Annotated in this window: 17 protein-coding genes; 7 read left to right on the plus strand and 10 right to left on the minus strand. The window is 63.0% G+C overall.

Translation table 11 applies throughout. The features are described 5' to 3' along the window. Window positions 1-93: 93 nt before the first annotated feature. Together THIDRDRAFT_RS07735 and nudE are read right to left on the minus strand one after the other, a co-directional pair. On the minus strand, window positions 94-1,128 hold the full coding sequence (locus THIDRDRAFT_RS07735) for a thioredoxin family protein (RefSeq protein WP_007040278.1): 1,035 nt from the start codon (window positions 1,126-1,128) through the stop codon (window positions 94-96). A gap of 71 nt (window positions 1,129-1,199) precedes the next feature. Further along, window positions 1,200-1,745, minus strand: coding sequence for an ADP compounds hydrolase NudE (gene nudE, locus THIDRDRAFT_RS07740; protein ID WP_007040279.1), 546 nt, complete (start codon window positions 1,743-1,745; stop codon window positions 1,200-1,202). Between the two features lie 29 nt (window positions 1,746-1,774). Here nudE and yrfG point away from each other — a divergent pair, with 29 nt between their 5' ends. After that, window positions 1,775-2,455, plus strand: coding sequence for a GMP/IMP nucleotidase (gene yrfG / locus THIDRDRAFT_RS07745; protein WP_040844294.1), 681 nt, complete (start codon window positions 1,775-1,777; stop codon window positions 2,453-2,455). 28 nt (window positions 2,456-2,483) lie between these two features. Here yrfG and THIDRDRAFT_RS07750 read toward each other — a convergent pair whose 3' ends face one another. Next, window positions 2,484-4,157 carry a DEAD/DEAH box helicase gene (locus tag THIDRDRAFT_RS07750; protein ID WP_007040281.1) on the minus strand — a complete coding sequence of 558 codons (1,674 nt, stop codon included), beginning with the start codon at window positions 4,155-4,157 and terminating at the stop codon, window positions 2,484-2,486. A 248-nt stretch (window positions 4,158-4,405) separates the two neighbouring features. Between THIDRDRAFT_RS07750 and trxA the strand changes: the two genes are divergently transcribed. Beyond that, entirely contained in the window at window positions 4,406-4,732 is a 327-nt protein-coding gene (gene trxA, locus THIDRDRAFT_RS07755; RefSeq protein ID WP_007040282.1) for a thioredoxin TrxA, read from the plus strand. Between the two features lie 195 nt (window positions 4,733-4,927). Then, window positions 4,928-6,184 carry a transcription termination factor Rho gene (gene rho, locus THIDRDRAFT_RS07760; protein WP_007040283.1) on the plus strand — a complete coding sequence of 419 codons (1,257 nt, stop codon included), beginning with the start codon at window positions 4,928-4,930 and terminating at the stop codon, window positions 6,182-6,184. Window positions 6,185-6,259: 75 nt separating this feature from the next. Here the strand turns inward: rho and THIDRDRAFT_RS07765 are convergent, their stop codons facing one another. The 5 genes from THIDRDRAFT_RS07765 to THIDRDRAFT_RS07785 form a co-directional block, all read right to left on the minus strand. Further along, on the minus strand, window positions 6,260-7,699 hold the full coding sequence (locus tag THIDRDRAFT_RS07765; RefSeq protein WP_007040284.1) for a sensor domain-containing diguanylate cyclase: 1,440 nt from the start codon (window positions 7,697-7,699) through the stop codon (window positions 6,260-6,262). Beyond that, window positions 7,686-8,270 carry a hypothetical protein gene (locus THIDRDRAFT_RS07770; protein WP_007040285.1) on the minus strand — a complete coding sequence of 195 codons (585 nt, stop codon included), beginning with the start codon at window positions 8,268-8,270 and terminating at the stop codon, window positions 7,686-7,688. The genes THIDRDRAFT_RS07765 and THIDRDRAFT_RS07770 overlap by 14 nt, the downstream gene beginning before the upstream one ends. 34 nt (window positions 8,271-8,304) lie before the next feature. After that, window positions 8,305-10,335 (minus strand): TonB-dependent receptor plug domain-containing protein, encoded by a 2,031-nt coding sequence (locus THIDRDRAFT_RS27085; RefSeq protein WP_007040286.1) that lies wholly within the window; start codon window positions 10,333-10,335, stop codon window positions 8,305-8,307. Window positions 10,336-10,459: 124 nt separating this feature from the next. Then, window positions 10,460-12,550: a penicillin-binding protein 1C gene (gene pbpC / locus THIDRDRAFT_RS07780; RefSeq protein ID WP_245535800.1), complete on the minus strand. Its 2,091-nt coding sequence runs from the start codon at window positions 12,548-12,550 to the stop codon at window positions 10,460-10,462. 143 nt (window positions 12,551-12,693) lie between these two features. Further along, window positions 12,694-18,204, minus strand: a complete 5,511-nt coding sequence (locus THIDRDRAFT_RS07785) for an alpha-2-macroglobulin family protein (RefSeq protein ID WP_007040288.1) — start codon at window positions 18,202-18,204, stop codon at window positions 12,694-12,696. 289 nt (window positions 18,205-18,493) lie between these two features. Between THIDRDRAFT_RS07785 and THIDRDRAFT_RS07790 the strand changes: the two genes are divergently transcribed. Continuing rightward, entirely contained in the window at window positions 18,494-19,090 is a 597-nt protein-coding gene (locus THIDRDRAFT_RS07790; RefSeq protein WP_007040289.1) for a hypothetical protein, read from the plus strand. 206 nt (window positions 19,091-19,296) lie between these two features. Here the strand turns inward: THIDRDRAFT_RS07790 and THIDRDRAFT_RS07795 are convergent, their stop codons facing one another. After that, a complete protein-coding gene (locus tag THIDRDRAFT_RS07795; RefSeq protein WP_007040290.1) occupies window positions 19,297-19,650 on the minus strand; it encodes an acyl-CoA thioesterase in 354 nt (117 codons plus the stop codon). Window positions 19,651-19,809: 159 nt separating this feature from the next. Between THIDRDRAFT_RS07795 and THIDRDRAFT_RS07800 the strand changes: the two genes are divergently transcribed. Genes THIDRDRAFT_RS07800 through THIDRDRAFT_RS07805 form a run of 3 tightly spaced genes read left to right on the plus strand, consistent with a single transcriptional unit; the run spans window position 19,810 to window position 23,193 of the window. Next, window positions 19,810-21,648, plus strand: a complete 1,839-nt coding sequence (locus tag THIDRDRAFT_RS07800; protein WP_007040291.1) for a sodium:solute symporter family protein — start codon at window positions 19,810-19,812, stop codon at window positions 21,646-21,648. Window positions 21,649-21,662: 14 nt separating this feature from the next. Next, window positions 21,663-21,833, plus strand: coding sequence for a symporter small accessory protein (locus tag THIDRDRAFT_RS26365; RefSeq protein WP_007040292.1), 171 nt, complete (start codon window positions 21,663-21,665; stop codon window positions 21,831-21,833). After that, window positions 21,823-23,193 (plus strand): alginate export family protein, encoded by a 1,371-nt coding sequence (locus tag THIDRDRAFT_RS07805; protein ID WP_007040293.1) that lies wholly within the window; start codon window positions 21,823-21,825, stop codon window positions 23,191-23,193. Before THIDRDRAFT_RS26365 ends, THIDRDRAFT_RS07805 begins: the two co-directional genes overlap by 11 nt. A 116-nt stretch (window positions 23,194-23,309) precedes the next feature. On the opposite strand, the gene THIDRDRAFT_RS07810 is transcribed toward THIDRDRAFT_RS07805, so the two are convergent. After that, window positions 23,310-25,535, minus strand: coding sequence for a methyl-accepting chemotaxis protein (locus THIDRDRAFT_RS07810; RefSeq protein ID WP_007040294.1), 2,226 nt, complete (start codon window positions 25,533-25,535; stop codon window positions 23,310-23,312). Window positions 25,536-25,546 lie beyond the last annotated feature (11 nt).

Here is a 25,546-nt window from a genome sequence, read left to right on the forward strand (position 1 = left end):
AGAAATGAAGAGAGACTCTCTCAATCAGAGAACGGGCATATTACGGGATTCTACTCAACCGCGAGCCATTCTCTAGCGAGTTAGGATCTTGGATCAATCGCGCCTTGATGACCGCCAAGCCCCATACGTCTGGGTGCGATACCCCTTGTCGGCGACATAATTCAGCACGCCGCGCAAACGGTAGAAACCCGTAACCGAGTCGAGACGCAGAAATTCTCGCCCCTTCTCGTCGAAAAAGATGAGTGCTGGCGCATAGAACAGCCCAAGATCGGCGGCCCAGGCACGAGCCGTCGTGCGCGTTCCGGCAGGCGTGATCACTGGCGTTTCGGCACGAACGTCGAGCTGAACCACGTCCAAATCGGCGAAATGGCGCTGGATTCCCGGTGCGCGCAGCGCCTGACCATGCAGAACGTCACAGGGATGGCAGTCACCCTGCTCGAAGAAGACGACCAGCGGGCGTTCCGCCGTTCGGCGACGATCCAGATTGTACGGCGGCGGGGCGAAGAAGGGCTCCTCGTTCAGGTCCTCGGGATCGAACAGCATGCGATTCTCGCCGCGAGCGAGATAATCCCGAAAGGATTCGCGCCGATAGTGTCCGTCGGCCACGTATTCGAGCGCCGCGCGGAACTGATAGGGCGGATAGTAGCCGCGCAGCCGTAACGCGATCCGTCCCTCGGCATCGAAGAAGAGGATCGACGGGGTGAAATCCGTGCCCTCGCGTTGCGCCCAGTCGCGCTCCGACAGCAGGGCACCATCCGGTGTCGTGACCTCCTCGATGCCATGGATATCGATGGGAACGAGGTCAAAATGCCGCCGCGTATACTCAACGATATCCGACAGCCCGAAGTTCACGCGCATGAGCCGCTCGCAATAGGGACAGCGCTGCTGGCCGAAATAGACCATCAATCCCCGTTTTCCCTCGGCGAGCGCCTCGCTCAGGTCCGAGCGGATGTCGAGGAAGCTGCGCTTGAACCAGACCGGATAGGTGATCGGCTCGTCCATGGGGAAGTCGTCGAAGCTGTAGGGGTCTCCATCACCGGGTCCAGCGCCAAAGGCGTGGGGCAGGACGAACGACCAGAGCACCGCAAGCAGCAGAGACAGACGTCCCACTTCCGATCGCCACGCCATAGCCAACCTCCGAGCAACATTGACCGGACTCGCCGCAGCCGACCGAAGTGGCCGACGCGGCATCGACCTCATCAGGTCCCGTGATTCAGCACCCGCATCGCCAGCAGCAACGCAGCAATGGAGCGGGCCTCGTCGAAATCATCGCGCGCGAGCAGCGCGTCGATCTCGGACAGCCGCCAGGGCACCACCTCGATCGGCTCGGGCTCGTCGCCGACGAGCTGCTGCGGATAGAGATCCTGAGCCAGGACGATCAGGCTATGGTGCTGGATGTATCCAGGCACCAACGAGAGACGATCGATGATCCGCAGACGCTGGGCGGCATAGCCGATCTCCTCCTGCATCTCGCGGTTGGCCGCAGTGAGCGGATCCTCGCCGCGCTCGACGACCCCCTTGGGCAGACCCAGTTCGTAGCGCTCGCTGCCGGCGCCGTACTCGCGAATCAGCAGCACCGTCTCGGCGTCCAGCATGGGTACAATCATCACCGAGTCGGCACCGCCGGGCACACGCTCGTAGGTCCGCCGACTGCCGTTGGCAAACTCCAGATCGATCTCCTCGATTCGGAACAGCCTGCTCTGGGCCACCAGGCGCCGAGCGTGTATCTTGGGTTTCGACCGCATCGAAGGACTCCTACGTGAACAACCTGATCATGAGCGCACCAAGCCTCGACATCGATTGGAATGGAATCGACAGCGTCTTCCTCGACATGGACGGCACGCTGCTCGACCTGCATTTCGACAACCATTTCTGGCTGGAGCACGTCCCACGCCGCTACGGCGAGGCCCGGGGTCTCTCCATTGAGGAGGCCAAGGCCGAGCTGCTGCCCCGCTACCGGGATATCGAGGGCACACTGAACTGGTATTGCGTGGACCATTGGAGCCGCGAGCTCGGTCTAGATATTCTGCTCCTCAAACAGGAGATCGAGCACCTGATCGCCGTTCATCCCCATGCCTTAGACTTCTTGGAATGGCTCGCCAGTCTGGGCAAGCGCCGCGTTCTGGTCACCAACGCGCACCAGAAGACCCTGGCATTGAAGCTCGAGCGCACTCGACTCGGCGGACACTTCGAGCGCGTCCTCACCTCGCACGACCTGGGTGCCGCCAAGGAGTCGGCCGATTTCTGGCACCGACTGCGGGCCATCGAGGCGTTCGACCCCGAGCGCAGCCTCTTCGTCGACGACAACCTCGACGTGTTGAGGGCGGCGCGCGACTATGGATTGCGCTGGACGATCGCGATATTGGAGCCGGACTCCCAGCAGGCTCCGCGCCGCTCGGCGGATGATTTCGCGGCCATCCTCAATTTTTCCGAGCTGCTGCCCGAAGCGCGCTGAGCCGCGCGCCACGACCAACCGGCACGGATCACTCGATCGATTCGGACGCAACCGGCTCCGATTTGGAGGTGGCCTCGCCGGACGCGTCGTTCGACTCGGCATCCGCCGACTTACGCCGACGCCGACGCCGCTTGCGCTTCGGCTCCTCGGACGGCGCGGACGCCTCCGGCTCGGCGGCCAGTTCGACCGGCACCCCCAGCTTTCGCAGCACGGACGGCGGCGGCGGGCTGGTCAGCGCAGCCTGCTCGATCGGCAACGCTGGCAACAGCGGATGCGCCTCCTCGGGGGGCGGCGCGGATAAGGGTGCGGATGGCTTCACAACCTCCACAGGCTCTGGAGCGGAGACGACCGGTTCGGTCTGACTCGGTTTTTCACGACGACCTTCCGTGCGAGCGCCCGACTTACGCGGACGCCGCTCGCGGCTCTCGGACTCGCCATTCCGAGGCGCGTCGCGCCGCGTCTTATGACCGACCTCGCGACGCGCCTCGCGATCCGCCCGATCGGGACGCAGACGGCTGCGCGGATCGACCTCGGCCAGAAGACTGGCATCGACCGGCAGGACCGGGATCTTGGCGCCGATATAGCCCTCGATATCGGGAAGACAGAAGGCGTAGGTCTCACAGACGAAGCCGATCGCGTCGCCCGTCGCGCCCGCGCGCGCGGTGCGCCCGATGCGATGCACGTAATCCTCCGGATCCTCGGGCAGATCGTAGTTGACCACGTGCGTCACGTCAGGGATGTGCAATCCGCGCGCGGCCACGTCGGTACCAACCAGAACCGGCAAGGAGCCCTCGGTGAAGTCGCGCAGCAGCGAGAGACGCTTGCGCTGCGGTACGTCGCCCGAGAGCACAGCCGTATTGACGCCATTGCCTTGCAGATAGCCCCAGACACGGTCGGCCTCACGCTTGGTGTTGACGAACACCATGATGCGCGCGTCCTCCCAACCGCGAACCAGTCCGAGCAGGAGCGGAATCTTCTCCTCGTTGGAGGTCATGTAACAGCACTGGCGCACCCGATCGGCGGTAATGGTCTCCGCCTCGACCTTGACCAGCTGCGGATCGTTCATATGCTCATAGGCAAGCTCGGTCACCCGGTAGGAGAGAGTCGCCGAGAACAACATGCCCAGCCGGGATTCCGGTGGAGGCATGTGACGGAACAGGTAGCGGACGTCCTTGATGAAGCCGAGATCGAACATGCGGTCGGCCTCGTCCAGCACCGCGACTTGGATGCCCTTGAGGTCGAAGACGCGCTGTTTGAAGTAATCGATCAGCCGACCCGGCGTTCCGATCAGGATATCGACTCCGGCGGCAAGATCCTCGCGTTGTTTCTGATAGGCGGTACCACCATAAACGACAGTGGTACGCAAACCTGTATGCTTGGAGAGCAGAAGGGTGTCATTGTGGATCTGGACCGCCAACTCACGGGTCGGCGCCAAGATCAAGGCCCGCGGACGACAGATGGGCGCGGGCTCCGGGGGTGGCTGATCCAGCAGCCGCTGCATCAGAACCAGCAGGAAGGCGGCGGTCTTGCCGGTACCTGTCTGAGCCTGGCCCGCCACGTCGCGGCCGGCCAGAGATAGAGGAAGGGTTTCGGCCTGGATCGGGGTGCAGAAGGAAAACCCCGCATCAGCCAGGCCCGCGTGGATCCGCTGATCGAGCACAAAGGAATCGAAGCGAATCGTGGTTAGGTGTGTATCTGTCATGAAGCTGCGCGTCGGGAACTGGTCTCGTGTGAAGTGTGACGAACCTCGCGCTGGGCAAGGCTTGCAAATTATCTTCCGTTTGGATCAAATAGCATCTTACTCAAGGGCTCATACCAACGCCAATTCGCCCGCCCGCCTCTCAGCCCGATCCGCGCGACGCCCCGACCGATGGCAAGCCCTCACGCTCGCAATACGCGATACTCTGTGAACACACATTATTACAAGCTAAAAAATGGGAGACGACTTCAGTGAGCGATAGCATCGTCCATGTGACGGATGACTCTTTCGAGGAAGAGGTTCTAAAATCCCCCGACCCCGTGCTCGTGGACTACTGGGCCGACTGGTGCGGACCTTGCAAGATGATTGCCCCTGTGCTAGATGAGATCGCAGGGGAATACGCCGGTCGCATCAAGGTCGCCAAGCTCAATATCGACGAAAATCCGAGCACACCGCCCAAATACGGCATCCGCGGCATCCCGACGCTGATGCTGTTCCGCGGCGGCGAAGTCGAAGCGACCAAGGTCGGAGCCGTCTCCAAATCCCAGCTGACTGCCTTCATCGACAGCAATCTGTGACGCCCAGCCAGCCCCAAACGACACCAGGATCCAGGCCAACTCTTAAGGAGGACGCCTGATCCGAATCGACACGGGACGCCCGCTCGGGCGTCCTCTCTCCGGTAAACCGCCGCCCCTCACTCGCACCTCCTCGCGACTCGACTCCTACGCGGGGCGCCCTCTACCAGCCACGACCTCTGTCTTACAAAAACCGTGATGAACCTAACCGAATTGAAGAAGACGCCGGTGCCCGATCTGGTCGCACTGGCTCAATCCATGGAAATCGAGGGCGTTGGAAGGTCCCGTAAACAGGATCTGATCTTCGCCATACTCAAGGCTCAGGCCAAACGAGGCGAGGATATCTACGGGGACGGCGTCCTGGAGATCCTGTCGGATGGCTTCGGTTTCCTGCGCTCCGCCGACGCCTCCTACCTCGCGGGACCCGACGACATCTACGTCTCGCCGAGCCAGATCCGCCGCTTCGCGCTGCGCACCGGCGACACCATCTCGGGCAAGATCCGCCCCCCCAAGGATGGCGAGCGCTACTTCGCGCTGCTCAAGGTCAACGACATCAACTTCGATCGGCCAGAGAACGCCAAATCGAAGATCCTGTTCGAGAATTTCACCCCGCTGTTCGCCCAGGAACGCCTGACCCTGGAGATCGGCAACGGCAGCACCGAAGACATCACGGCCCGCACCATCGACCTGGTCGCCCCCATCGGCAAGGGGCAGCGCGGACTCATCGTTTCGCCGCCCAAGGCCGGCAAGACCATGATGCTGCAGAACATCGCCCAGTCGATCGGGCACAACCACCCGGACTGCTATCTGATCGTGCTGCTGATCGACGAGCGCCCCGAGGAGGTCACCGAAATGTCGCGCTCCGTGCGCGGCGAGGTCATCTCATCCACCTTCGACGAGCCGGCAACCCGCCACGTGCAGGTCGCCGAGATGGTCATCGAGAAGGCCAAGCGCCTGGTCGAGCACAAGAAAGACGTTGTCATCCTGCTCGACTCCATCACCCGTCTGGCGCGCGCCTACAACACCGTGGTGCCCTCATCGGGCAAGGTACTGACCGGCGGTGTCGATGCCAATGCGCTGCAACGGCCCAAGCGGTTCTTCGGCGCCGCGCGCAACGTGGAGGAAGGCGGATCGCTCACCATCCTCGCCACCGCTCTGGTCGACACCGGCTCCCGCATGGACGACGTCATCTACGAGGAGTTCAAGGGCACCGGCAACATGGAGATCCACATGGACCGGCGCATCGCCGAGCGCCGCATCTTCCCATCCATCAACATCAACCGCTCCGGCACCCGCCGCGAGGAACTGCTGATGGGCCCGGCCGAGCTGCAGAAGATGTGGATCCTGCGCAAGATCCTGCACCCGATGGACGAACTCGCAGCAATGGAGTTCCTGCACGACAAGCTCAAGGCGACCAAGACGAACGACGAGTTCTTCTCCTCCATGAAGGGCTGAACCCGCTCCGAAGAGCGGTCTCGCACCCATCATCCGCGAAAGCAACGTGCCCGGCACGCCTGGGCACGCGACCTCTCAGGACGAGGGACTCACGATACGGTCCCTCCCGCCCTCCTTGGCCTCGTAGAGCAGATGGTCGGCGGACTCCACGAACTCGTCGAGGCTCTCCCCGCGATACTGGCTGATACCTCCGCTGATGGTCACCGTCAGCCCCTCGGCCGGCCAGACGCACTCTCTCAGCATCGCGCGCAGCCGCTCGGCCACGTCCAGCGCCTGCGCCACCCCTGAATGCGGCAGAATCAACAGGAACTCCTCGCCGCCGTAACGACCAACGACATCCACCTCGCGGACGCAGGCACCGAGCGCGGCGGCGACCTTGACCAGCACTTCGTCACCGATCCGATGCCCAAAGGTGTCGTTGATCCGCTTGAAGTGATCGAGATCGAACAGAATGATCGACAGCGGATGCCCATAGCGCTTGACCAGATCGATCTCCTTGGCGAGATGCAGATAGAGAAAACGCCGGTTGTAGAGTCCGGTCAGAACATCGGTGAAGGAGGCCGAGCGGAGCTCGTCCTGGGTTTCCTTCAGCTCGGAGACGTCCACCAGGGTGATGAGCTTGCTGGACTTCCCGGCGAACTCGATCGCTTTCGCTGAAACGAGCGCCCAGCGCACCGTACCCCCCTGCTTGGCGATCCGCGTCTCGCGCCGCTCGCCATCGGTATCGGGCAGACCAGCGGCATAGAGCGCCAGCCAGGACTCGCTGCACAACAATCCCTCCGCAGTCTCTTCGAGGCCAAGATACATCTTTGCCGCATCGTTGGCCTTGCTCAACCCAAGCCGTCCATCGACATAGAGCACCATGGGAGAGGGCGCCGCCTCGAAGATAGTGGCTAGATTGGCCTCACTGTTATGCACGCGGCGCAGAAGACGCGTCGTCTCAAACCAGGCGAAGAGGATCAGGAAGAGGATGATTCCCAGGCCCCACAGCAGCTTCGCCCTGAGATCCGCCACCAGATGGTCGAGGAACTGAATGCTGGAGTAGCAGGTGACGACGCCAACCAGCAGTCGGTCGCCTGGATGGTACAGAGGGACCCTGGATACGAAACACTTTTCACAGCCATCCGAGCCCAGAGCGAGATCGAGACTGCCTCGGGGGGCGTCGACGAGGTCGTAATCCAAACGCAACGTGATTCGGTAGACGAAGGGGGTATCGGTTGCCTGATCCTTGAGCAGCAGGATGCCATCCAGCGCGGTCTGGAGTTCGCTCTTCAGCCGGTCGGCCGGCTTATCGCCGTCCAGCAGCCTTTCGATCGTCTGGACTTGGGCATGGGCGAGCGCCTTTGAATGACTTTCGGCCTCGGCGCGTAGCGCAGGCTCCATCACCAGAAACCAATGTGCAGCGATCAACCCCGTCAGCATCAACGCCAACAGACCGAAGATCAGGGCCAGATTCCGTTCCAACCTGATCGATAGGCACCAACGGGCGAGGAACGCGGTATCAATCATCTTCATAGGACCGCGCCACCTCCAGGAAGAATGGCCTGAACCGAATCTTGGCGCGTCGCGCCTGCGCTCGATTGACGTAGGGAAGAATACGGTCGGCCACATAGAGTCCAGCGACGGCACCGCCCTCGACGGCACCGGCGAAGGGCGAAAAGACCAGGGTATGATGACGCAGGGACCAAGACCTCAGACGCGCAGGCGCGATGCCGACGCTCGCGACAAAGATACCGCCCAGCACCTCTCCAACGTAGCGATCCAAGCTTGCGGCCGACTGAATCTGGACGTCGAGCGGAACCCCGCGAATCTCGCCAATGGCGTCGAGGTTGGATACGGCCTGACGGGCCGCAGCGTCCGAGCCCTCGTACACCACCAGCACCACCAAACGGCCATCCTGCGTGCTGTGATCGGCGAGCGACTCCAGGGCGCCGAGACAGGAGGGAAAAAGCTTCAGTCCGACCCGAAAACGCTGCGCGTCTTCGCGCCACAGCGCGTCTCCCCCGGAGACCGAATTCGCGACGCCGACACAGAGGCATAGCCCCAGGATCAGTGTGCGAACCAGTCCGGGAGGACAAGAGGTCATGCTTGGCTATAGGAAAGTCGACATTGAAGACGCGTCAGAAGTTGTACCCGACCGACATCCACCAGGTACGCCCAGGACGCGGATAGTCGTCCGGCATCAGATGCCGAACCCCGACAAACGACTGATCCGGATAGGCATAATCGACATCAGTGAGATTTTTAACCCCGAGCGTTCCGAAGAAACCGTTGACCGAAGGGCGGTACTGCAGACTGAGATCGGCCAACGTATAGCCCGGCAGAGGATCGCGCGGATCGTAGTCGGCGCGAACACGTTCACCGACATAGCGCAACTGGACAGTCGCGGTCCAGTCGGTGACTGGCCGCCACAAAAGGGCAAGATTGGCCAGCACATCCGTACCTCCCTCAAGCCTCTCATCGTCGTCCAGCCGCCGCGCGTCCACGTAAGACGCTGACGCCTCCAGCTTGAGATCGGGTCCGACCCGATACTCGTAGTCCACCTCGACACCACGCAAACGCGTGTCGGCACTGTTGACGAAGCCGACCCCTCCCAAGGCGATGGTGACCGGGCGATCCAGCTCCGACTGATAGAAAATGAATCGTGCCTCCCAGCGCGGTTGCTTGTAGATGTACCCAAGTTCATAGGTACTCACCATACTTGGCTTCACCGGCCCCTCTGCCGGATACTCCAGATCGTGAAAGGTCGGCGGCCGGAAGGCGCGCGCGTATTGCAGCTTGAAGATATTGTGACTGTCGAAGCGCCAGACCCCCGCAAGCCTCGGACTAACGAAGCTACCGACATCGCTGTAGTCGTCGACACGAACCGTGGCGGTCAAATCGATACGATCGGTCGCGCGAAATTGATCCTGCACCAAGGCGCTGAGAATCCGGCGATGACGGTTGTTTTCCCAGTTATCCGCTGGGGGATCGAGCAATTCGGCCCGCGCAGCCTCCAAACCCAGCAGCAAATGATGGCGGTCGTTCGGATCCCAGTGAACATCCGCCCCGACCTGATAGCGCGCCTCGTCGTAATCCTGTTCGACATAGAGTGCCGATCGCATCCCCATGAATCCGGCGGGCATCAGAAAGAGATTGCTCGAACGCTCGTGACGCCAAGTCTCCGCGCGCAAGCTCGCGCGCAGCGTATCCGAGACAATCAACTCATGACTGATACGCCCAGTGATGAAGCGCTGCTCGGTCGCTAGACGACCGTCATCGGACGGAAGATAGTGATGGGCACCATAGTAGTCGCCATACTCGTCGTTCAGAATCTGAAAAGAGGCCAAGGTCCCGGCCCATTCCATATTGACGAACAGACTGCGGAAGCGCGATGCCTCGTCGGAGTGTCCAGGCGCATTGGAGTAAGATTCCAACCCGACATTGTAGAGCGCATCCCGATCCACCCAAGCACCGCCCTTGCCTTCCACGCCGACGAAATTGATCGACAGATTCAGGTCGCGCTCCGAGTCCTCCCAATACCAGACCCCACCGACACCACCAGAACCGCCCTCACCCGCCTGGACATGAATCTGGCGTTCCTGCTTGCGGCTGATGACATTGACGACACCGGCATAGGCATACTCGCCATGGACCGAAGCACCCGGCCCGCGAATCACCTCGATGCGCTCGACCTGTTCGATCGGCAGGTTGAGCAAGGCGTTGGCGTTCGCCTGCATCGTTGAGTTGAGCGACACCCCGTCGAGCATCAACTTGATATTGCCCGAGGTGTAGCCGGAATAGCCGACGCCGCGGCTCAGGACCTGACGTTCTCCGGTCATCTCCAGCCCCTGGGCGACGCCGGGCACCAGGGACAAGGCCTCCCAAACGGTCCGCGCGCCGCGCAACAGCAGCTCGTCACCATCGAGGATGGATGCCATACCAGGAATGAAATCGGCATTCATACCGCTACGGGTGGCCAAGTCGGTCTCGTTATCCAGTAACGAGAGCAAATCGCGCAGCTCACCGTCCTCCTCCACGGATTCAGCGGCTACGACGCCACCCGCTTGCGACAACAGAGCAAGCCCGAAACACAGAGACCTAAAACAGTTCGGGCCGCAGCCCTTGCGCAATGCCCCGTCACGACCGGGTGCATTAGAAACACTACCCATCACCAATCCCCTCCAATTCAGACGCGGTGTATCGCGGCGAACACAACGCGCATCCAAGAGGAACCCGGTTCAGGACGACTCGAACGGATGACAAACATGACTTTCGACCCTTCACTGACAGCAATCATTCCAGAAACACGGTCGCGCGAGCCGATGCCCCGTGACCGTCAACGACAGAAAGCGCGGTGTAACCCGCGCCATCCGGACGCCATAGAACCATTCGAGCAAACGGTTCGCGAACCACAGGCGAGCCATTGACAAACCAGGTGAACGGCGGAACTCCGCCACGCACCTTGAGTGCGAGTTTGGCCTGCTCCTCGCTATCGAGATCGAGGGCGATACGGGCGCCAGCCGGAGGATAAACGATCTCCAAGACGTTTTCTGTCGCACCCATGCCAGCATTACGGGAATCTCTGACACGCTTCAAGGGTGGCGGCAACTCGCCAGAACCCGATACGCGCAGGATCCCAGGTGGTGCGGAACGCAGCGGAACCCTCGGGCCCAAACGTGCGAAAACGTCGATCAGAACCGGGGCGGCAGCTTCGATCCCGATCAGCCCCGGTACCGGGGCACCGTCCGGCCGTCCGGTCCAGACGCCCACGACCCAGCGGCCGTCGAAACCAACCGCCCAGGCATCGCGATAGCCGTATGAGGTCCCTGTCTTGAATGCAATACCGTCAGCCTGGGTGCGGGACGGTGTCGGTACGCCCTGAAGGATCGAGGCGACCGTCCAGGCCGCTCGTTCGTCGAGCACCGGTGGATTGCCGCGCACCGAGCGGCTCGCGTCGCCAGAGAGCTCGACGCCTGGTGTCAAATTCTCGCGCAGATCGACCGCGCGACCGCCGCGCGCCAGTGCCGCATAGAGGCGAACCAGATCGCGCAGCGTCACACCCACGCCGCCCAAACCGATCGCCAGTCCAGGGGGCGACAGATCCGGCAGCCGAAGTTTTGCGCCCGCCCGACGCATGCGCGCCACCAGACGCGCGGGCCCAACGGCATCCAGCAGACGCACCGCCGGCACATTGAGCGAGAGCTGCAGCGCGCGCCGCACCGTGACCGTGCCCTGGAACGCGCGATCGAAATTGGTCGGCACATAGCCCGAGAATCCGGTCGGCCGATCCTCGATCAGACTCTCGGGGTGGGCGATGCCGTCCTCGAAGGCCAATCCGTAGATCAAGGGTTTGAGCGTGGAACCGGGCGAGCGCACGGCACGGGTCATGTCGATGAATCCGTGGCGTGCATCATCGAAGGGATCGGCCGATCCGACCGAGGCGATGACATCGCCATTGGTGTGATCGGCGACCAAAATCGCCAGCGAAACCTTGGGGCCGAGCAGATGCGCGCGCTCCTCCGCCAGACGTTCCAGCCTGGATTGGATCTCGGTGTCGATGGCAAGCCGCTGTGTCGCCAATTCGGGATGCAAGCGGTGTTCGTGCCAAGCGAGATGGGCGGCATGGACGGGAAAAGGCCGACGCCGGGTCGGAACGGGCTCCCGCAAAGCGGCGGACAGGGCGATCCGGTCGATCAGACCCGAACGCTGAGCGCGGACTAGGATCCGGTCACGTGCCCGGCGCGCGGCATCCGGGTCCCGATCTGGGCGTCTGGCCTCGGGCGCCTGTGGCAGTGCGACCAGCAAGGCCGACTCGGCCGCGCTCAGGCGTCGAGGCTCCTTGCCGAACCAGGCCAGCGAGGCGGCCCGCACACCCTCGATATTGCCGCCATAGGGTGCCAAGGTCAGATAGGTACGGAGAATGGCGTCCTTGTCGAGATGACGCTCCAGCGCCAAGGCGGTCAGGATCTGTGACAGCTTGCCGGACAACTGGCGCGTCCCCTGCCCGTCGAGCAGACGCGCCAGCTGCATGGTCAGGGTGGAGCCGCCCGAGACGATCCGTCCCCGGCTCAGCCACTGCCAGGCCGCGCGCAACAGGGCCCGGAGGTCGACACCCGCATGCCTGAGGAAGCGCCGATCCTCGACCTCCATCAGCATGGCCAGATAGCCCGGATCCAGGGAATCGAGCGTCACCGGCAGTCGCCAGCGCCCCTCCTCCACGGTGAATGGCCGCAGCAGACGTTCCTCGCGGTCGAGTATGAGCGCGGAGGTCCGTGGCTCGGTATCGGGAATCACGATCCGATCCAGCAACATCCCGACCCCGTGGCCGACCCCAGGCAAGAGGAGCGTCGCCGCCAAGAGCGCTGCCAGCAAACGGCCGGGCAAAAATCCAGCGCGCGACCCTCGGCGCGAACCGACGGATCGCGCCGACCCGCGCCAGCCGTTCCCCCCCATCCGCCGAACCCCATTCACAGCCAGCGCATCCCGTCAGACATCGCACTCGGCCCAAGCACACAGACAGCAATCGTTCAGGGCGCGGGCTCCAGCACCTCCACGACCTCGGTTCCCGTCCAGCCACGCAGATTCGGCCGATACATGTCCTCGACCGTCGCCGCCGGATGGGCAAAGACACCGGACGAGACGGCCCTCAGACGATAGGCGAACTGGAACTGTCGCGCACCGCCCTCGGGACGATCGATCGCGGCCACGAAGCGATCGGCTCGAAACTCGGCATGCTGCGCCTGCTCTTCGAGCCCCAGCCAGGGGATGTCGCTGATCGCACCGGCCTTGATGAGATGCGGATTGTCGATCTCGAACCCGGCCGGCAATGGATCGTCGACAATGAGCCGAGCCCGGCGCTGTCGATCGGCCGTAACCGTGACGACGGCGATCATTCGCTCGCCCTGCGCAACACCGCTCGGCTGGATGCGCCGCCCGTTCAGATCGTAATAGGCGCGCTCGATGCGATAGCCGTTGCCGCCAGCGGGCTCGGGCACCTCGGGCACACCCGTGACGGTCAGCAGGACATCCAACGGAGTCGAGGCTGGATTCTCGATCCGCAGAGGCGCGTCGGCCAGATCCCCATCGCTTAGACGACGATAGAACCCACCGGAGTGCCGCTTGCCGTTCACCAGCAGATCGGGCTGATCGGCGTCGGTGATCAGTGCATGCGCCGCCAGCAACAGCCAGGACTGCTCCTGGGTGCTGCTGTAACCATCCTGGTCCCAGGCGTCTTGGACCTGTCGGGCCAGACGCTGACTATCGACCGCCGGGGTGCCGGTCTCAGACGCCAAGGCCAGGAGGGCTGCACCGTCGCGCAACCGCGAACCGTAATCGGCGCGCCAGCGGGTATCGTCATGGCTCTGGGTCCACATCGCCAGGGCATTGCGGAAGAGCGCATCGGCACGCGGACGGTCGCCATAGAGCGCCAGCGCGGCACCCAGCTGGGCCTTGGCCATGGGTGTAGCGAAGGCATCAAGCTTGGTGTCGGCGTAGTAGCGCAGATCGCCGATCGCCGCCCGACCGTTGCGGGCCAGGACATAGAGGGCATAGGCGATATCCTGACCGCCATCGCTGAAGTCAGGGGCGTAGGAGAGTGCATTGCGCAGATTGTCCAGCGCCGTCTCGAAGGGCAGCTTAGGCACCTCGTAGCCCTTCTCGTGCGCTCGTGTCAGGAAGTCGGACACATAGGCATCGAGCCAGGTGTCGCCAGCGTCCGAACTGCCCCAGAGCCCAAAGCTGCCGTTGCTGCCCTGGTTGGCGAGGATGTCGGCGATGGCCGACCGTACCCGTTCCTTGAGCTTCGAGTCGCCGCCAAGACCGACCGAGCGTGCGACATCCTCCAGATAAAGCAGGGGCAAGGCGCGACTGGTCAGCTGCTCGGTGCAACCGTAGGGATAGCGATCGAGCGCCATCAGCAACCCGGCGACATCCAGCCGCCCGGCCCCGCCGATCGACACCAGCAGCGAGCCGGTTCCCGGCAGACGGTCGGACAGCCAGCTCGGATCCAGACGCAACTCGCCACCGGGCGCCAGCTCGCGGACCTGGGTGCGGCTCGTCACCGGCGCGTTGGAGCGCACCGGCACCCTGAGCCGCTTGGTCAGATCGCGCCCATCCGGCGTGCGCAGATTGATCATGAGCCGATCGTCACCGACCGTCAGGGCCTCGATCGGCACCATCATCTGGAGACGGCCGCCCTCGGCCAGGGTCGCCGACTGCTCGGCCGACTCGGGCGCAATCAGGGTATGACCGCCCTCGGTCGCCACCCTGACCGCGATCTCGCCCGCTGGCCCCTCGACATGGGTCAAATTGAGCAGGATGCGCGAACGGTCTCCGGGCGCCAGGAAGCGTGGCAGCGCCGCCGCGACTATCACTGGATCGCGCACCAGGAGATCGCTCACCGCATGGCCCACCCCAGTTGCAGACCAGGCCATGGCCATGACCCGAATCGTGCCGTTGAAGTCCGGGATGTCGAAGGAGACGCTGGCGCGCCCCTGATCGTCCAGCTCGACCACGCCTGAATGGAAGGCAACCAGTTCATCGGTCGGCGGTGGCCCTTCCATCTTGAGCAGCGCACCGTCGCCGCCGGAGCGCACCACGCCTGGAACGCCCTGCATGCGATCGATCAACTGACCGTAGAGATCGCGGATCTCCATGCCCAGACGACGCTGGGCAAAATACCAGTCGTCGGGCGCTGGTGGCTGATAGCGGGTGAGGTTGAGGATACCGACGTCGACCGCAGCGACCGTCACATAGACCGGCTCGCCGGGCGGGGCATGGGCGACCGAAACCGGGATCTGGATGGTCTGACGCGGACGAACCGTACCCTTGAGCGCGGGCGGCAGATCGAGCGCGAGATCCAGCTTGCGCGATCCAGGGTCCACGGGCGCCCAGGTCAAACCGATGGCGCGCGCCGGCATACGCTTGGCCGCGAGGTCCATGGGCCGATAGAGTACGGCGGTGACATAGGCGCCCGGCCCCCAGTCCGCCGTGACCGGCAGCTCGACCTCGGCGCCCGTCTCGGGCACCGCGACCGCGCGCATGGCGATGAGACGATCGTCCACCACCATCACCAGGGCAAGCCCGGGGAAGCGCGGCTCCAGACGGACCTTGACCGTCTCGCCGATCCGGTAGCGCGGCTTGTCGAGCGAGACCTTGAGCAGATCGGGCGTGTCCTGGGCGGTCGGCTTGACGTACCAGCCGGCCTCGAAGTCGAGATCCACGGGCAGCGTGGAGCCGTCCGCGCTCTCCAATGCCAGACGATAGGCGCCCCACTCGACCGGCGACTCGATGCGGCCCAAGGCATCGGCCTCGAGATCCAGCGTTCCGCTCGCCACCCGCTGCGTGCTGGTGATCGGCTCATAGTCCCAGGAGCCGTCGGATTCATACCACTGGAAGCGCGTCGTCACCCGCGAGAGCGTCCAGCGCACGCCGGACAGCGGGGTCCGCTTGCCATCCGCGTCGATGGCAATGACCTCGAAGCGGGCATTGCCACCCTCGTCGACCGAGCCGTCGAACAGCGGCTTGACACCGATCCGGCCCTGCTTGGCCGCCAGCGGAAGAGTCAATGAACGCTCGACCGGACGACCGTTGTCGTCCACCACCCGCACATGCAGATTGGCCTGGAGCGGCTTGCTGGTCGGAGGCAGATCGGGCAGGGTCAGCGCAACCTCGGCCTTGCCCTGGTCGTCGGTCTTGGACGCGGGCAGCGCACCGCCAACCGGCTCGAACGTCTCGCTTTCGAGCCCGAAGCGATAGCCCTCGTATCCAGCGAGACTGGAAACCGGCTTCACCTGAACCTCGCCCTCGACCGCAAGCCCGGCCGCCGGTGCCCCGTAGAGAAAGCGCGCATCCACCGCGATGGGTGCCGGATCCTCGGGGTCGATCACGCCCGCCGCGCTGTCCAGATCGAAGGTCAGCCGCTCGGGCTCGAAGTCCTCGACCAGGAAGGAGAGGTCTGCCAGCGACGGAGCCTTGGGATCGCTGTAGACCGACGCCCGCCAGGTCCCGCGCATGGCGGTTCGGGTGAGGGTCAGGTCGAGCTGATGACCGCCCGCCCCCTTGTCCTTGGTCAGTTGGCGCAGATACTCGACCCCGTCCGGGCGCTTGACCACGAAGGTGATGGGGAGATTGGGCGCAGCCTTGGCCCGGGCGTCGCGGATCAGGGCGGTGAGATGCACCACCTCGCCCGGTCGATAGGCGCCGCGTTCGCTGACCAGATAGACGTCGAGCGGCTTGGGCGGAAGCCGCCCGGCGACACCGCGATCGGAGAGATCGAAGGGCGTCTGGGTCAGATCGAGGAAGGCATAGTCGCCATCCTCGCCCTCGGCGATCAACAACGCGGGGGCGTTGCCGCCCGTGCCGCGCAACAGACCCGGATCGAAACGGGCATAGCCTTGGTCGTCCGTGGTGGCACGCCCAAGGATCTCGTTGTTGACCGCGACCAAACGCACCGCGACCCCACCAACCGGCTTGGCGCTCGACAAGGAGCGAACCAAGGCGTGCAGCCCGTCGTTTCCGGCAAAGGTTGCCAGACCCAGATCCGTGACCACGAACCACTGGGTGGCCCGGGTATCGGATTGGTCGGTGGCATTGTGCGCCCGCGCTGTCATGGCATAGGCGCCGGGCTCGAGATCGGTGACGACCGCGCCGACCGGAACCGCCGTGGTCACCTCGCGATTGAGTTGGGACCGGACCTCCACCGTTCCCTTCCAGACCGATTCGCCCAGGGACTCCTTGATCCGGCCCGTTTTCCAGTCATCGAGCTGTTTCAGCCAGACGCCGTCATCCATCGCCTGGGTCAGGGAGCGGTCGCCGATGCGATAGACCGCCGCATCGATCAGATCGGTATTGACCGAAACCAGCGGGATCGCCGCCTCGTCACCCTTGGGCAAAACATAGGCGCGACCGAGAAAACGCACCATCGGCGAGCGATCGCGCACATAGATGTCCAGATCGCTGCCCTTGGACAGGATCTCGCCGTCCGCGGCAGGGAGACCGGGGCGTACCAGGATGGAATAGCGCTCGCCGTGACGCACTCCGTCGATGCACATCTGGCGATCCTCGACCTCGATCGGAAGATCGGTGCGATCGGCGACCCGCACGAAATCGGTCAAATTGGCCCGATCGCGCGCCAGGGGGTCGCTGAATTGGATGCAGATGCGCGGATTGGCGGCATCGGAATCCACCTCGTGCCCCGTGACCCGGAAGCCATGCTCGGCGAGCAGTTTGTCGTAGTCGGCGCGCAGACGCTCGGACTCGACCAACGCTAAGGAGGCGCGGGTCGCCCGAATCGCTGGTCGCCACTGCTGCTGATCGGCCAGGCTCCGCCCCAAGCGTTGTAACGCGCCGGCCCGCTCCTGCACGCCCTCGGATCGCAGATAGGCGTTGATCGCCGCCGCTGTCGCCTCCTTCTTGAGTCGCTGACGCGTCCGCCAATCGGATGGTGAGGCCGTGCTGGCCGCCTCCGAGAGTGCCAGCCAGAGGTCACGGCTGGCAGGTCCGAGACCCAGTGCGTCGGCATAGAGCTCGGCCGCGCGCACCGGATTCTTGGCCGCCATGGCCGAGCGCGCCTGTGCGACGAGCGACTCGCGCCGCGCGCCCGTCGGCGCCGATTTGGCGAGTCGCTCGACCAGGGCGCGCGCATCGCTCAACTCGCGGGGAGGCAGAAAGGTCAGCTCGGAGGCCCGGGTCGCCGCCAGATCGACGAGCGACACCCCGGCCTCTTGGACGCGCCCCGAGACGGCTCCCTCGAATGGACGCGGATCCGCAAAACTCTCCTTGAGGAAGCACCATCCCGCCTTGGTATTGAAGGTAAATGCCTTGCAGCGCGCATCGTCCAGACAAGCCGCCTTGCAGGCATCCAGGCTCACGTCCTTCAGCGTGGCAAAATCACGGCCGAAATAGTCCGTGCCCAGGGTCATCGTCAGTTCGCGATCCGCTGCGGATGCGGCAATCGGATGCGCAACCGTCAGCATGACACCCAAAACAGAGCAGATGGCGCGCAAAGAAAGGCGCAAGACGGGTCGAAAACCGAGCATGGCGTTACCCCTCTGGAGACGAATCTCGTGGTCGAAACATCCTTTTTGACAACTCTAATCGGTCGCCATAAACGGGTAAAGATGCTGAAAACCCGCCTGAATTGAGGAGGTAAGGGCTGATTCAGCGTACGGGACAGGGTCGAAATACCCCGATGCCCGCACGTTTTTCCTTAACACGTGGTTTCGGTAAGGGTTAAGATCGTTACGCTTGACGCATCGATGGTCTCGCGCGCAGTTCCAGAAGGCCATCGGCCATTCACCACACTGACCCATTTCAGGAGGGTTCGTCGTGTCTAATGCAGGTAAAAAACAAAGTTCGCTGATACTCGCGCTCCTGCCATTCGTGATTCTGTATGTCTGCACCGTCGCACTTTTCGCACTCACCCGCGACGACATGGCCAGCACGGTCGGATATTGGGAATACTTCGTTCCCTTCGCCGCCATCATCGCATTGATCTCGGGCTGGGGAACCACATACGCAAACGGACAGTGGCGCCTCTTCTATCTCATCAAGCAGGCCATCATTTGGGGCGGCTTCATCTGGTTGCTCATGCTGTTCCAGACGATGGGAATCGACACCGCGCTCGGTGCTCAGAAGGCCACACTCACACTCATCTTCCTGGTCGCACTCGTCATGATCGTCTCCGGAATCACCATGGACTGGAAGATGGTCCTCTATGGTGCCTTCCTTTGCCTCTGCGGCTATCTGCTGACGGCTCCAGGCAATGCGGCCGTCCTGCAGCCCATCGGCGATAGACTCGGAATCGCCGATGCCCAAACCAAGCCTATGAGCATGATTATCGGAATCGCCGTCGCGGCGTTCGTTCTCACCGCTCTCATGCTGATCATGACCCGCGCAACCATCGCTACCAAGCGCGGTCGTTGATGAGCGCCTGACAGACGAGATGTCTTTCGTTTCCCGGGTCAGAATCGGGCGCGCCCCCTTCAAGAAGCGTCACCAGCCGACCCACGCCCTCCAAGGCGTCTGACGAAGGCAAGCCCCTCTCCCCACCCTGGGGAGAGGGGCGCAGCGGCCGAATCCTGAACGGCCAGCCCCCCTGAATCTTCCCTGCAAGTCTGGCTGCCCGATCCTCAGGGTAAAGGCAGCTTGTGGCCGGACTCATCGAGCCGCACGAAGGTGATGCAGGTCGAAAAGATCGACTCCTCGACACCCGTTTCCAAGTCGTCCGCAAAGACCTGGATCGAATAGGTCAAGGACGTTCGCCCTCGACAACTCTCGACCGCCTCGAAGCGCAGCACCACCCCCTGGCGCGCGCCCTTATGAAACTCCACGCGGTCCATGCCGACTGTCACGAAACGACACCCCGGATTGTCCCGGCTGGCGGCAATCCAGGCGATCTCATCGACCCATTTCAACAGACAGCCACCGAACAGGTGGCCGTAATGGTTCAGATGCTCAGGTCTGACGACCGTATAAGTCTCCACAACGACACTCCCGATACACGAAAAACACCAAATAAGGACGAAACGTTTACAAAAACGTCCTTTTCATGCGCTGGATCTATATAAAAACAGTGCGTGAACAATGTATTTTCCCCCGCGATCGCACCAAGACCCATAACGAATCCAAAAATAGGGGGAAACATGGCCGGAAATCCTTCGGTAGGCTGGATCGACATCCTCGTCATTCTTGCCTATCTGCTCGCCACCGGCTACCTGGGCTGGCTCGGCTATCGAGGCACCCGCTCGGCGGCCGACTTTCTGGTGGGCGGACGTTCCGCCCATCCGATCATCATGGCGGTCTCATACGGCGCCACCTTTATCTCGACAGCGGCCATCGTCGGCTTCGGCGGCGTCGCCGGCCTCTTCGGCATGAGCCTGCTGTGGCTGACCTTTTTGAACATCGCGATCGGCATCCTCATCGCCTTCACCCTATTCGGCGAACCGACGCGTCGACTCGGACATCGACTCGGAGCACACACCTTCCCCGAGTTCCTGGGACTGCGCTATCAGAGCCGAGGTATCCAGATCCTCGCTGGCGCACTCATCTTTCTGTTCATGCCGCTCTATTCGGCCGCAGTCATGACCGGCGGCAGCATCTTCGCCTCGACCCAATTCGGCATCGACTTCGAGGTCGCCCTGCTCATCTTCGCCGTTATCACCGCCGCCTACGTGATCCCCGGCGGACTCAAGGCGGTCATGTACACCGATACATTCCAGGGCCTCATCATGGCCCTCGCCATGATCTTCCTGCTGGTCTTCACCTATTCCAGCCTGGGCGGCATCACCGAGGGTCATCGCTATCTGACCGAGATGGCCGACATGGTCCCCGCGCCGCTCCAGAACATGGGGCATGAAGGCTGGACCGCAATGCCCGCGTTCGGCTGGGGGTCGCACACCTATGATCTCTGGTGGATCGTCATCACCTCCATCATCCTCGGCGTCGGTATCGGCGTGCTGGCCCAGCCACAGCTGATCGTGCGCTTCATGACCGTGCGCAGCCGCCGCGAGCTGGACCGGGCGGTGCCGATCGGCGCCATCTTCATCATGCTGATGACCGGAACCCCCTTCCTGGTCGGAAGCCTCTCGAACGCCTGGTTCGCCCAGCACGGCCCGATGCTGCACGGCAAAGTGGTCAAGGAGATCGACGCCGAAAAGGACCGCGCACTGGTCGAGCTGATGAAACAGAACGACGCGGGCGACTGGGTCGCGATCATCAGCCCCAAGACCCAGGCTCCGGCCAAGGCCGCGCTCATCGTCAGCGAACGCACCCAGGTCCAGGACGCCTCGAGCCAGGACTTCGAACTGGTCGGCGGACGCTCGACCGCCCTCACCTACGTCAAGGGCGACGCCGACAAGATCATCCCGGCCTTCATCTCAGCAGCGCTGCCGCACTGGTTCGGCGTCATCTTCTTCCTCGCCCTGCTGGCGGCGGCCATGAGCACCATCTCCAGCCAGTTCCACACCATCGGAACGGCGGCCGGACGCGACCTCTACGAGCAAGTCGGCAGCAAGGGGCAGAGCCGCGAACCCAGTCTGCTGGTCATGCGGCTCGCCATCGTACTGGGGCTGCTGATCGCCGTGTCCATCAGCTACACGGTACGCCAGGAATACATCATCGCCCGCTTCACCGCGATCTTCTTCGGTCTCTGCGCGACGAGCTTCCTCCCGGCCTATATCGGCGGACTCTTCTCGCAACGGGTCACGCGCGCCGGCGCGCTGACCTCGATGGTCGTCGGCATGGGCGTATCGCTCTTTTGGCTGCTGCTGGTGAAATCGAAGGAGGCCGCCGCGATCGGGCTGGTTCAGCGAGTCACCGGCGGCAAGACCAGCATTCTGGCCGACTATCCGAACTGGCCGGCGGTGGATCCGATCATCGTGGCACTGCCGGCCGCCTTTCTGGCCCTGATCCTGGTCAGCGCCGTCACCAAGCCACCGAGCGCAGAGCACCTGCGCCACTGTTTTCCCGAACGGAATCCATGAAGAGGCACTGAATCATGATTGGTATCGATGATCCGTTCGTTCTGATCGCCTATTTCGGCATCATCGCATCAGCCGTTGCGAGCCTGATCTACGGGCTCGTGCGGCGCAATGCCGCACGCGATGACGTCACCCCCGAAGATCGCCAATGGGCACTCGACGAGAAGAAGGTAGACGATGACATCTAAGAAAAAAAAACTCCTGGCAGGAGGACTGACCGCCGCGATTTCCTGCACGACGGCCATCGCCCAAGAGGCGACATCGCCATTCACCTGGGGCGGAGACGTGCGACTCCGACAGATCTTCGTGGACAACGTCGGCCTCGACGCCGACAGCAAGACTGCAGACCGCACCTTCGAGCGGCTACGCACGCGACTCTGGGGCAACTACGCCTTCGACCAGAACGTCTCGGTCAAGGCGCGCCTGCTCTGGGAGGGCCGGCACTATCAATCGCCGAACCGATCGGATTACCCTCCGCTCGAAAACTGGTACAGCGGTGGCATCTTGTTCGACCTCCTGCACGTCGATGCCAAGAACATCGCCGGCCTGCCGCTCTCAGCGCGGATCGGCCGTCAGGAGATCATGCTCGGCAACGGCTGGCTGATCCTGGAAGGAACGCCGCTCGACGGTTCCCGAAGCTTCTATTTCGACGCCGCGCGCGCCACCTATGCCGCCGAGGCCATCGACACCACCTTCGACCTCATCTACATCGACCAGAACCCCGACACCGGACGCTTCCCTCAGTCGCTCAACGGCGAACTCGAAGACCAGACCGAACAGCACGAAACCGGTGTCGTCCTCTACGCCAACAACAAGTCCCTGCTGGACGGCGACCTGGACGGCTATTTCATCTACAAGCACGACGCGCCGAACGACACGCCTGGCAATCTGCGCGTCAACAACGGCTATCCATTCGCCTCGCCGAGCAACTCGGCCGACATCTACGCCCTCGGAGCACGTGCAGACACCAAGCTGATGGAGAATCTGCGTCTGCGCGCCGAATTCGTCTATGAATGGGGGACCCGCAACGACCGCGACCTCAGCGCCTTCGGACTCAACAGCCGCCTGACCTACAGCTTCAACGACCCGCTGAGCAACGCGCTGCATCTGGGCTACGAATATCTGTCGGGCGACGATCCGGACACCCAGGACGACGAGGGCTTCGATCCGCTCTGGTCGCGCTGGCCGCAGTGGAGCGAGCTAATGATCTATCAGTGGCCGCTCGACAGCCGCGTGGCCGGCGCGACCAACCTCCATCATCTCAACGCGGGCTGGAGTGCCCAGGTCCATTCGACGACCAAGGTCTCGCTCGACTATCACGCGCTTTGGGCGGCGGAGGAATATCCCAGCTATCCCTCGCAACTTGGTCTGATCAGCGGCGACGACAATTTCCGCGGCCATCTCTTCACCGGCTGGATTCGCACCAAGCTCAACAAGCATGTCGCCGGCCATCTGGTTGCCGAGTATCTGATGCCGGGCGACTATTACGCCGAAAATCGACGCAACGACTCCTTCTTCGTCCGCGCCGAGGTCAGCTACACCTGGTAATCGCATCCGCGATCCATCGGCCAATCGGCTCACTGCCAAGCGCGCGAGCGGGAATCGATACCCGCTCGCGACGCCCTCCTCACCAAGCGACACTCAGGCACTCGGCAAGCGCCTTATTAGAACTCCTCCCAATCCTCATCCGAGGCAGCCGGCGCGCTAGGCTTGCGTGTCTGGGAGGAGGGTTTGGAAACCTTCGTCGGCGACTTAACCGGGCTCGGCGACACCGCACTCTTCGCCGTCGCAGCGACCGGCTTTGCCGCCTCGCCGCCGAGCTGGAAGAGTCTCATCGAACGCACCAGCCCCTGAGTCTGTTCCTCAAGGCTCTCCGCCGCTGCAGCCGCCTCCTCCACCAAGGCCGCATTCTGCTGGGTCATTTCATCCATCTGACCGATCGCCTCGGCCACTTGGTCGATACCGGAACTCTGCTCACGGCTCGCCTGGGAGATGTCGGTCACCAAAGACGCCACCTGGCGCGAGCTCGTCACCACCTTATCGATCGCGGTCCCGGCCTGATTCGCCAACACCACGCCCTCCTCGACACGCTGGGCCGAGTCTGCGATCAGGTCCTTGATCTCCTTCGCCGCCGTGGCACTGCGTTGCGCGAGGCTGCGCACCTCTCCGGCGACGACCGCAAAGCCGCGACCCTGTTCGCCCGCCCGGGCCGCCTCGACCGCCGCGTTCAAGGCCAGGATATTGGTCTGGAAGGCGATGCCGTCGATGACGCTGATGATGTCGGCAATCCGGCTCGAACTCGTCTTGATCTCGCCCATGGTCGAGACCACCCGTCGCACCACCTCGCCGCCGTGAGCGACGGTGTCGTTCGACGACTGGGCCAGATCGTTCGCCTGCTGGGCATTCTCGGCGTTCTGCTTCACCGTCGTGCTCAATTCCTCCATGGCGCTGGCGGTTTGCTCCAGGCTGCTCGCCTGCGACTCGGTCCGGCTCGACAGATCCTGATTTCCGGTGGCGATTTCCTTGGCCGCGCGGTCGAGTTCCTGTGAGGCCTCAATGATCTGGCCAACGACCTCGCGCAGACGCTCAACCGTGGTATTTGAATCCTCTTGCAGGGTGCCGAAGGTGCCCTGGTAATCGCCCTCGATCCGCTGAGTCAGATCGCCCTTGGCCAGCGCATCGAGAATGCGCGAGACCTCGCCGAGCCCCACATCGCTGATGCTCATCAAGCGATTGAGTCCCTCGATCATTTCCTTGAACTCGTACTGGAAGCGCTCGGCATCGCCACGCGCCTTGAAGTTGCCCACCACCGCCGCCTCGACCAAACCCTTGATCTGTTCGTTGACGGCCTGCAGACTGGCCTTGACGCTATCGATCGCGCTGGTGATCTGCGCCTTGCGGCCGGGTAGACGGTCCATATCGACGGACAGGTCGCCCAACGCGTAACGGCTCACGACCTCGACCACACGCATCTTGACGTCGATGTGCGATCGCACCAACTGGTTGATCGAGCCCGCCATCTGGCCATAAACGCCTGGGAACTGCTCGACCAGAATCTGATGGTCGATCATGCCCAATTCATGCTGCTCGGCATTCTCACGCTGGGCCTTGATGAAATCCTTGAAGGTAACCAGCATCCGCTGCATGGCAGCCAAGATGCTCTCGGTGTCTCCAGGCTTCACACGGATATCCATCAGCTCGCCTTCGGCCATCCGCCCGGCGATCTCGACGGCATAAGACGGCTCGCCACCCAACTGACGCATCAAACGCCTGGTGATCCAAACGCCCAGGAGAACGGCCCCCAGGATGGTGACCGCAGCAATGGCGATCATGACGATGACCTGCACGTCCTTGGTGCGCTCGGCCGCGCTCGCTCCCTCGCGTCCAAGCTCGATGTTGTAATCGATATAGCCATGAAGCTCGTCCTCGAGCTTTTTGCCGCTGGCGTCGAAGTCGGTGAACAGCGCCTGCGCTAGCTCCTTTTGGCCAGACCGCGAGTGCTCCAACACGGATTGTAGGGCCGCATCGAACAACTCGAACTGAGCGAGAATCTCATCGAAACGTCGACGATCCTCTTCAGTGAGGATCGTGCGCTCATAGCGCTCCAATCCCGTCTTCGTTTCCTGCTCGGCCGCCGCGATCGACCCCTCGATCTCGCTCATTGAGGCCGCATCGTTGGCGACGAAGACATGGCGCATCGTCCGGATACGCCCGCGCTCGACACCTAAGATCAGCTCGTTCAGCGAAACCAGGGACGGCACCGTGTTCTCGTTCGCGAAATTCGCTGCCGTATAGACGCGCCCGATCTGGGAGACGGCGATCGCAGAGACCAGCAACAGCCCCGCCGCCGCAGTTCCAACTAGAAGCATCAATCGTTGTGTCACTGTCATCGCGGTCATCC

Source organism: Thiorhodococcus drewsii AZ1 (assembly GCF_000224065.1).
GTDB lineage: Bacteria > Pseudomonadota > Gammaproteobacteria > Chromatiales > Chromatiaceae > Imhoffiella > Imhoffiella drewsii.

Coding starts and splice junctions, on each gene's coding strand:
- THIDRDRAFT_RS26365 (WP_007040292.1), top strand. CDS start 21,663: ATGATTGGTATCGATGATCCGTTCGTTCTGATCGCCTATTTCGGCATC.
- THIDRDRAFT_RS07770 (WP_007040285.1), bottom strand. CDS start 8,270: ATGACCTCTTGTCCTCCCGGACTGGTTCGCACACTGATCCTGGGGCTA.
- THIDRDRAFT_RS07805 (WP_007040293.1), top strand. CDS start 21,823: ATGACATCTAAGAAAAAAAAACTCCTGGCAGGAGGACTGACCGCCGCG.
- THIDRDRAFT_RS07810 (WP_007040294.1), bottom strand. CDS start 25,535: ATGACAGTGACACAACGATTGATGCTTCTAGTTGGAACTGCGGCGGCG.
- THIDRDRAFT_RS27085 (WP_007040286.1), bottom strand. CDS start 10,335: ATGGGTAGTGTTTCTAATGCACCCGGTCGTGACGGGGCATTGCGCAAG.
- rho (WP_007040283.1), top strand. CDS start 4,928: ATGAACCTAACCGAATTGAAGAAGACGCCGGTGCCCGATCTGGTCGCA.
- THIDRDRAFT_RS07750 (WP_007040281.1), bottom strand. CDS start 4,157: ATGACAGATACACACCTAACCACGATTCGCTTCGATTCCTTTGTGCTC.
- THIDRDRAFT_RS07765 (WP_007040284.1), bottom strand. CDS start 7,699: ATGAAGATGATTGATACCGCGTTCCTCGCCCGTTGGTGCCTATCGATC.
- nudE (WP_007040279.1), bottom strand. CDS start 1,745: ATGCGGTCGAAACCCAAGATACACGCTCGGCGCCTGGTGGCCCAGAGC.
- THIDRDRAFT_RS07785 (WP_007040288.1), bottom strand. CDS start 18,204: ATGCTCGGTTTTCGACCCGTCTTGCGCCTTTCTTTGCGCGCCATCTGC.
- yrfG (WP_040844294.1), top strand. CDS start 1,775: ATGAGCGCACCAAGCCTCGACATCGATTGGAATGGAATCGACAGCGTC.
- THIDRDRAFT_RS07800 (WP_007040291.1), top strand. CDS start 19,810: ATGGCCGGAAATCCTTCGGTAGGCTGGATCGACATCCTCGTCATTCTT.
- THIDRDRAFT_RS07735 (WP_007040278.1), bottom strand. CDS start 1,128: ATGGCGTGGCGATCGGAAGTGGGACGTCTGTCTCTGCTGCTTGCGGTG.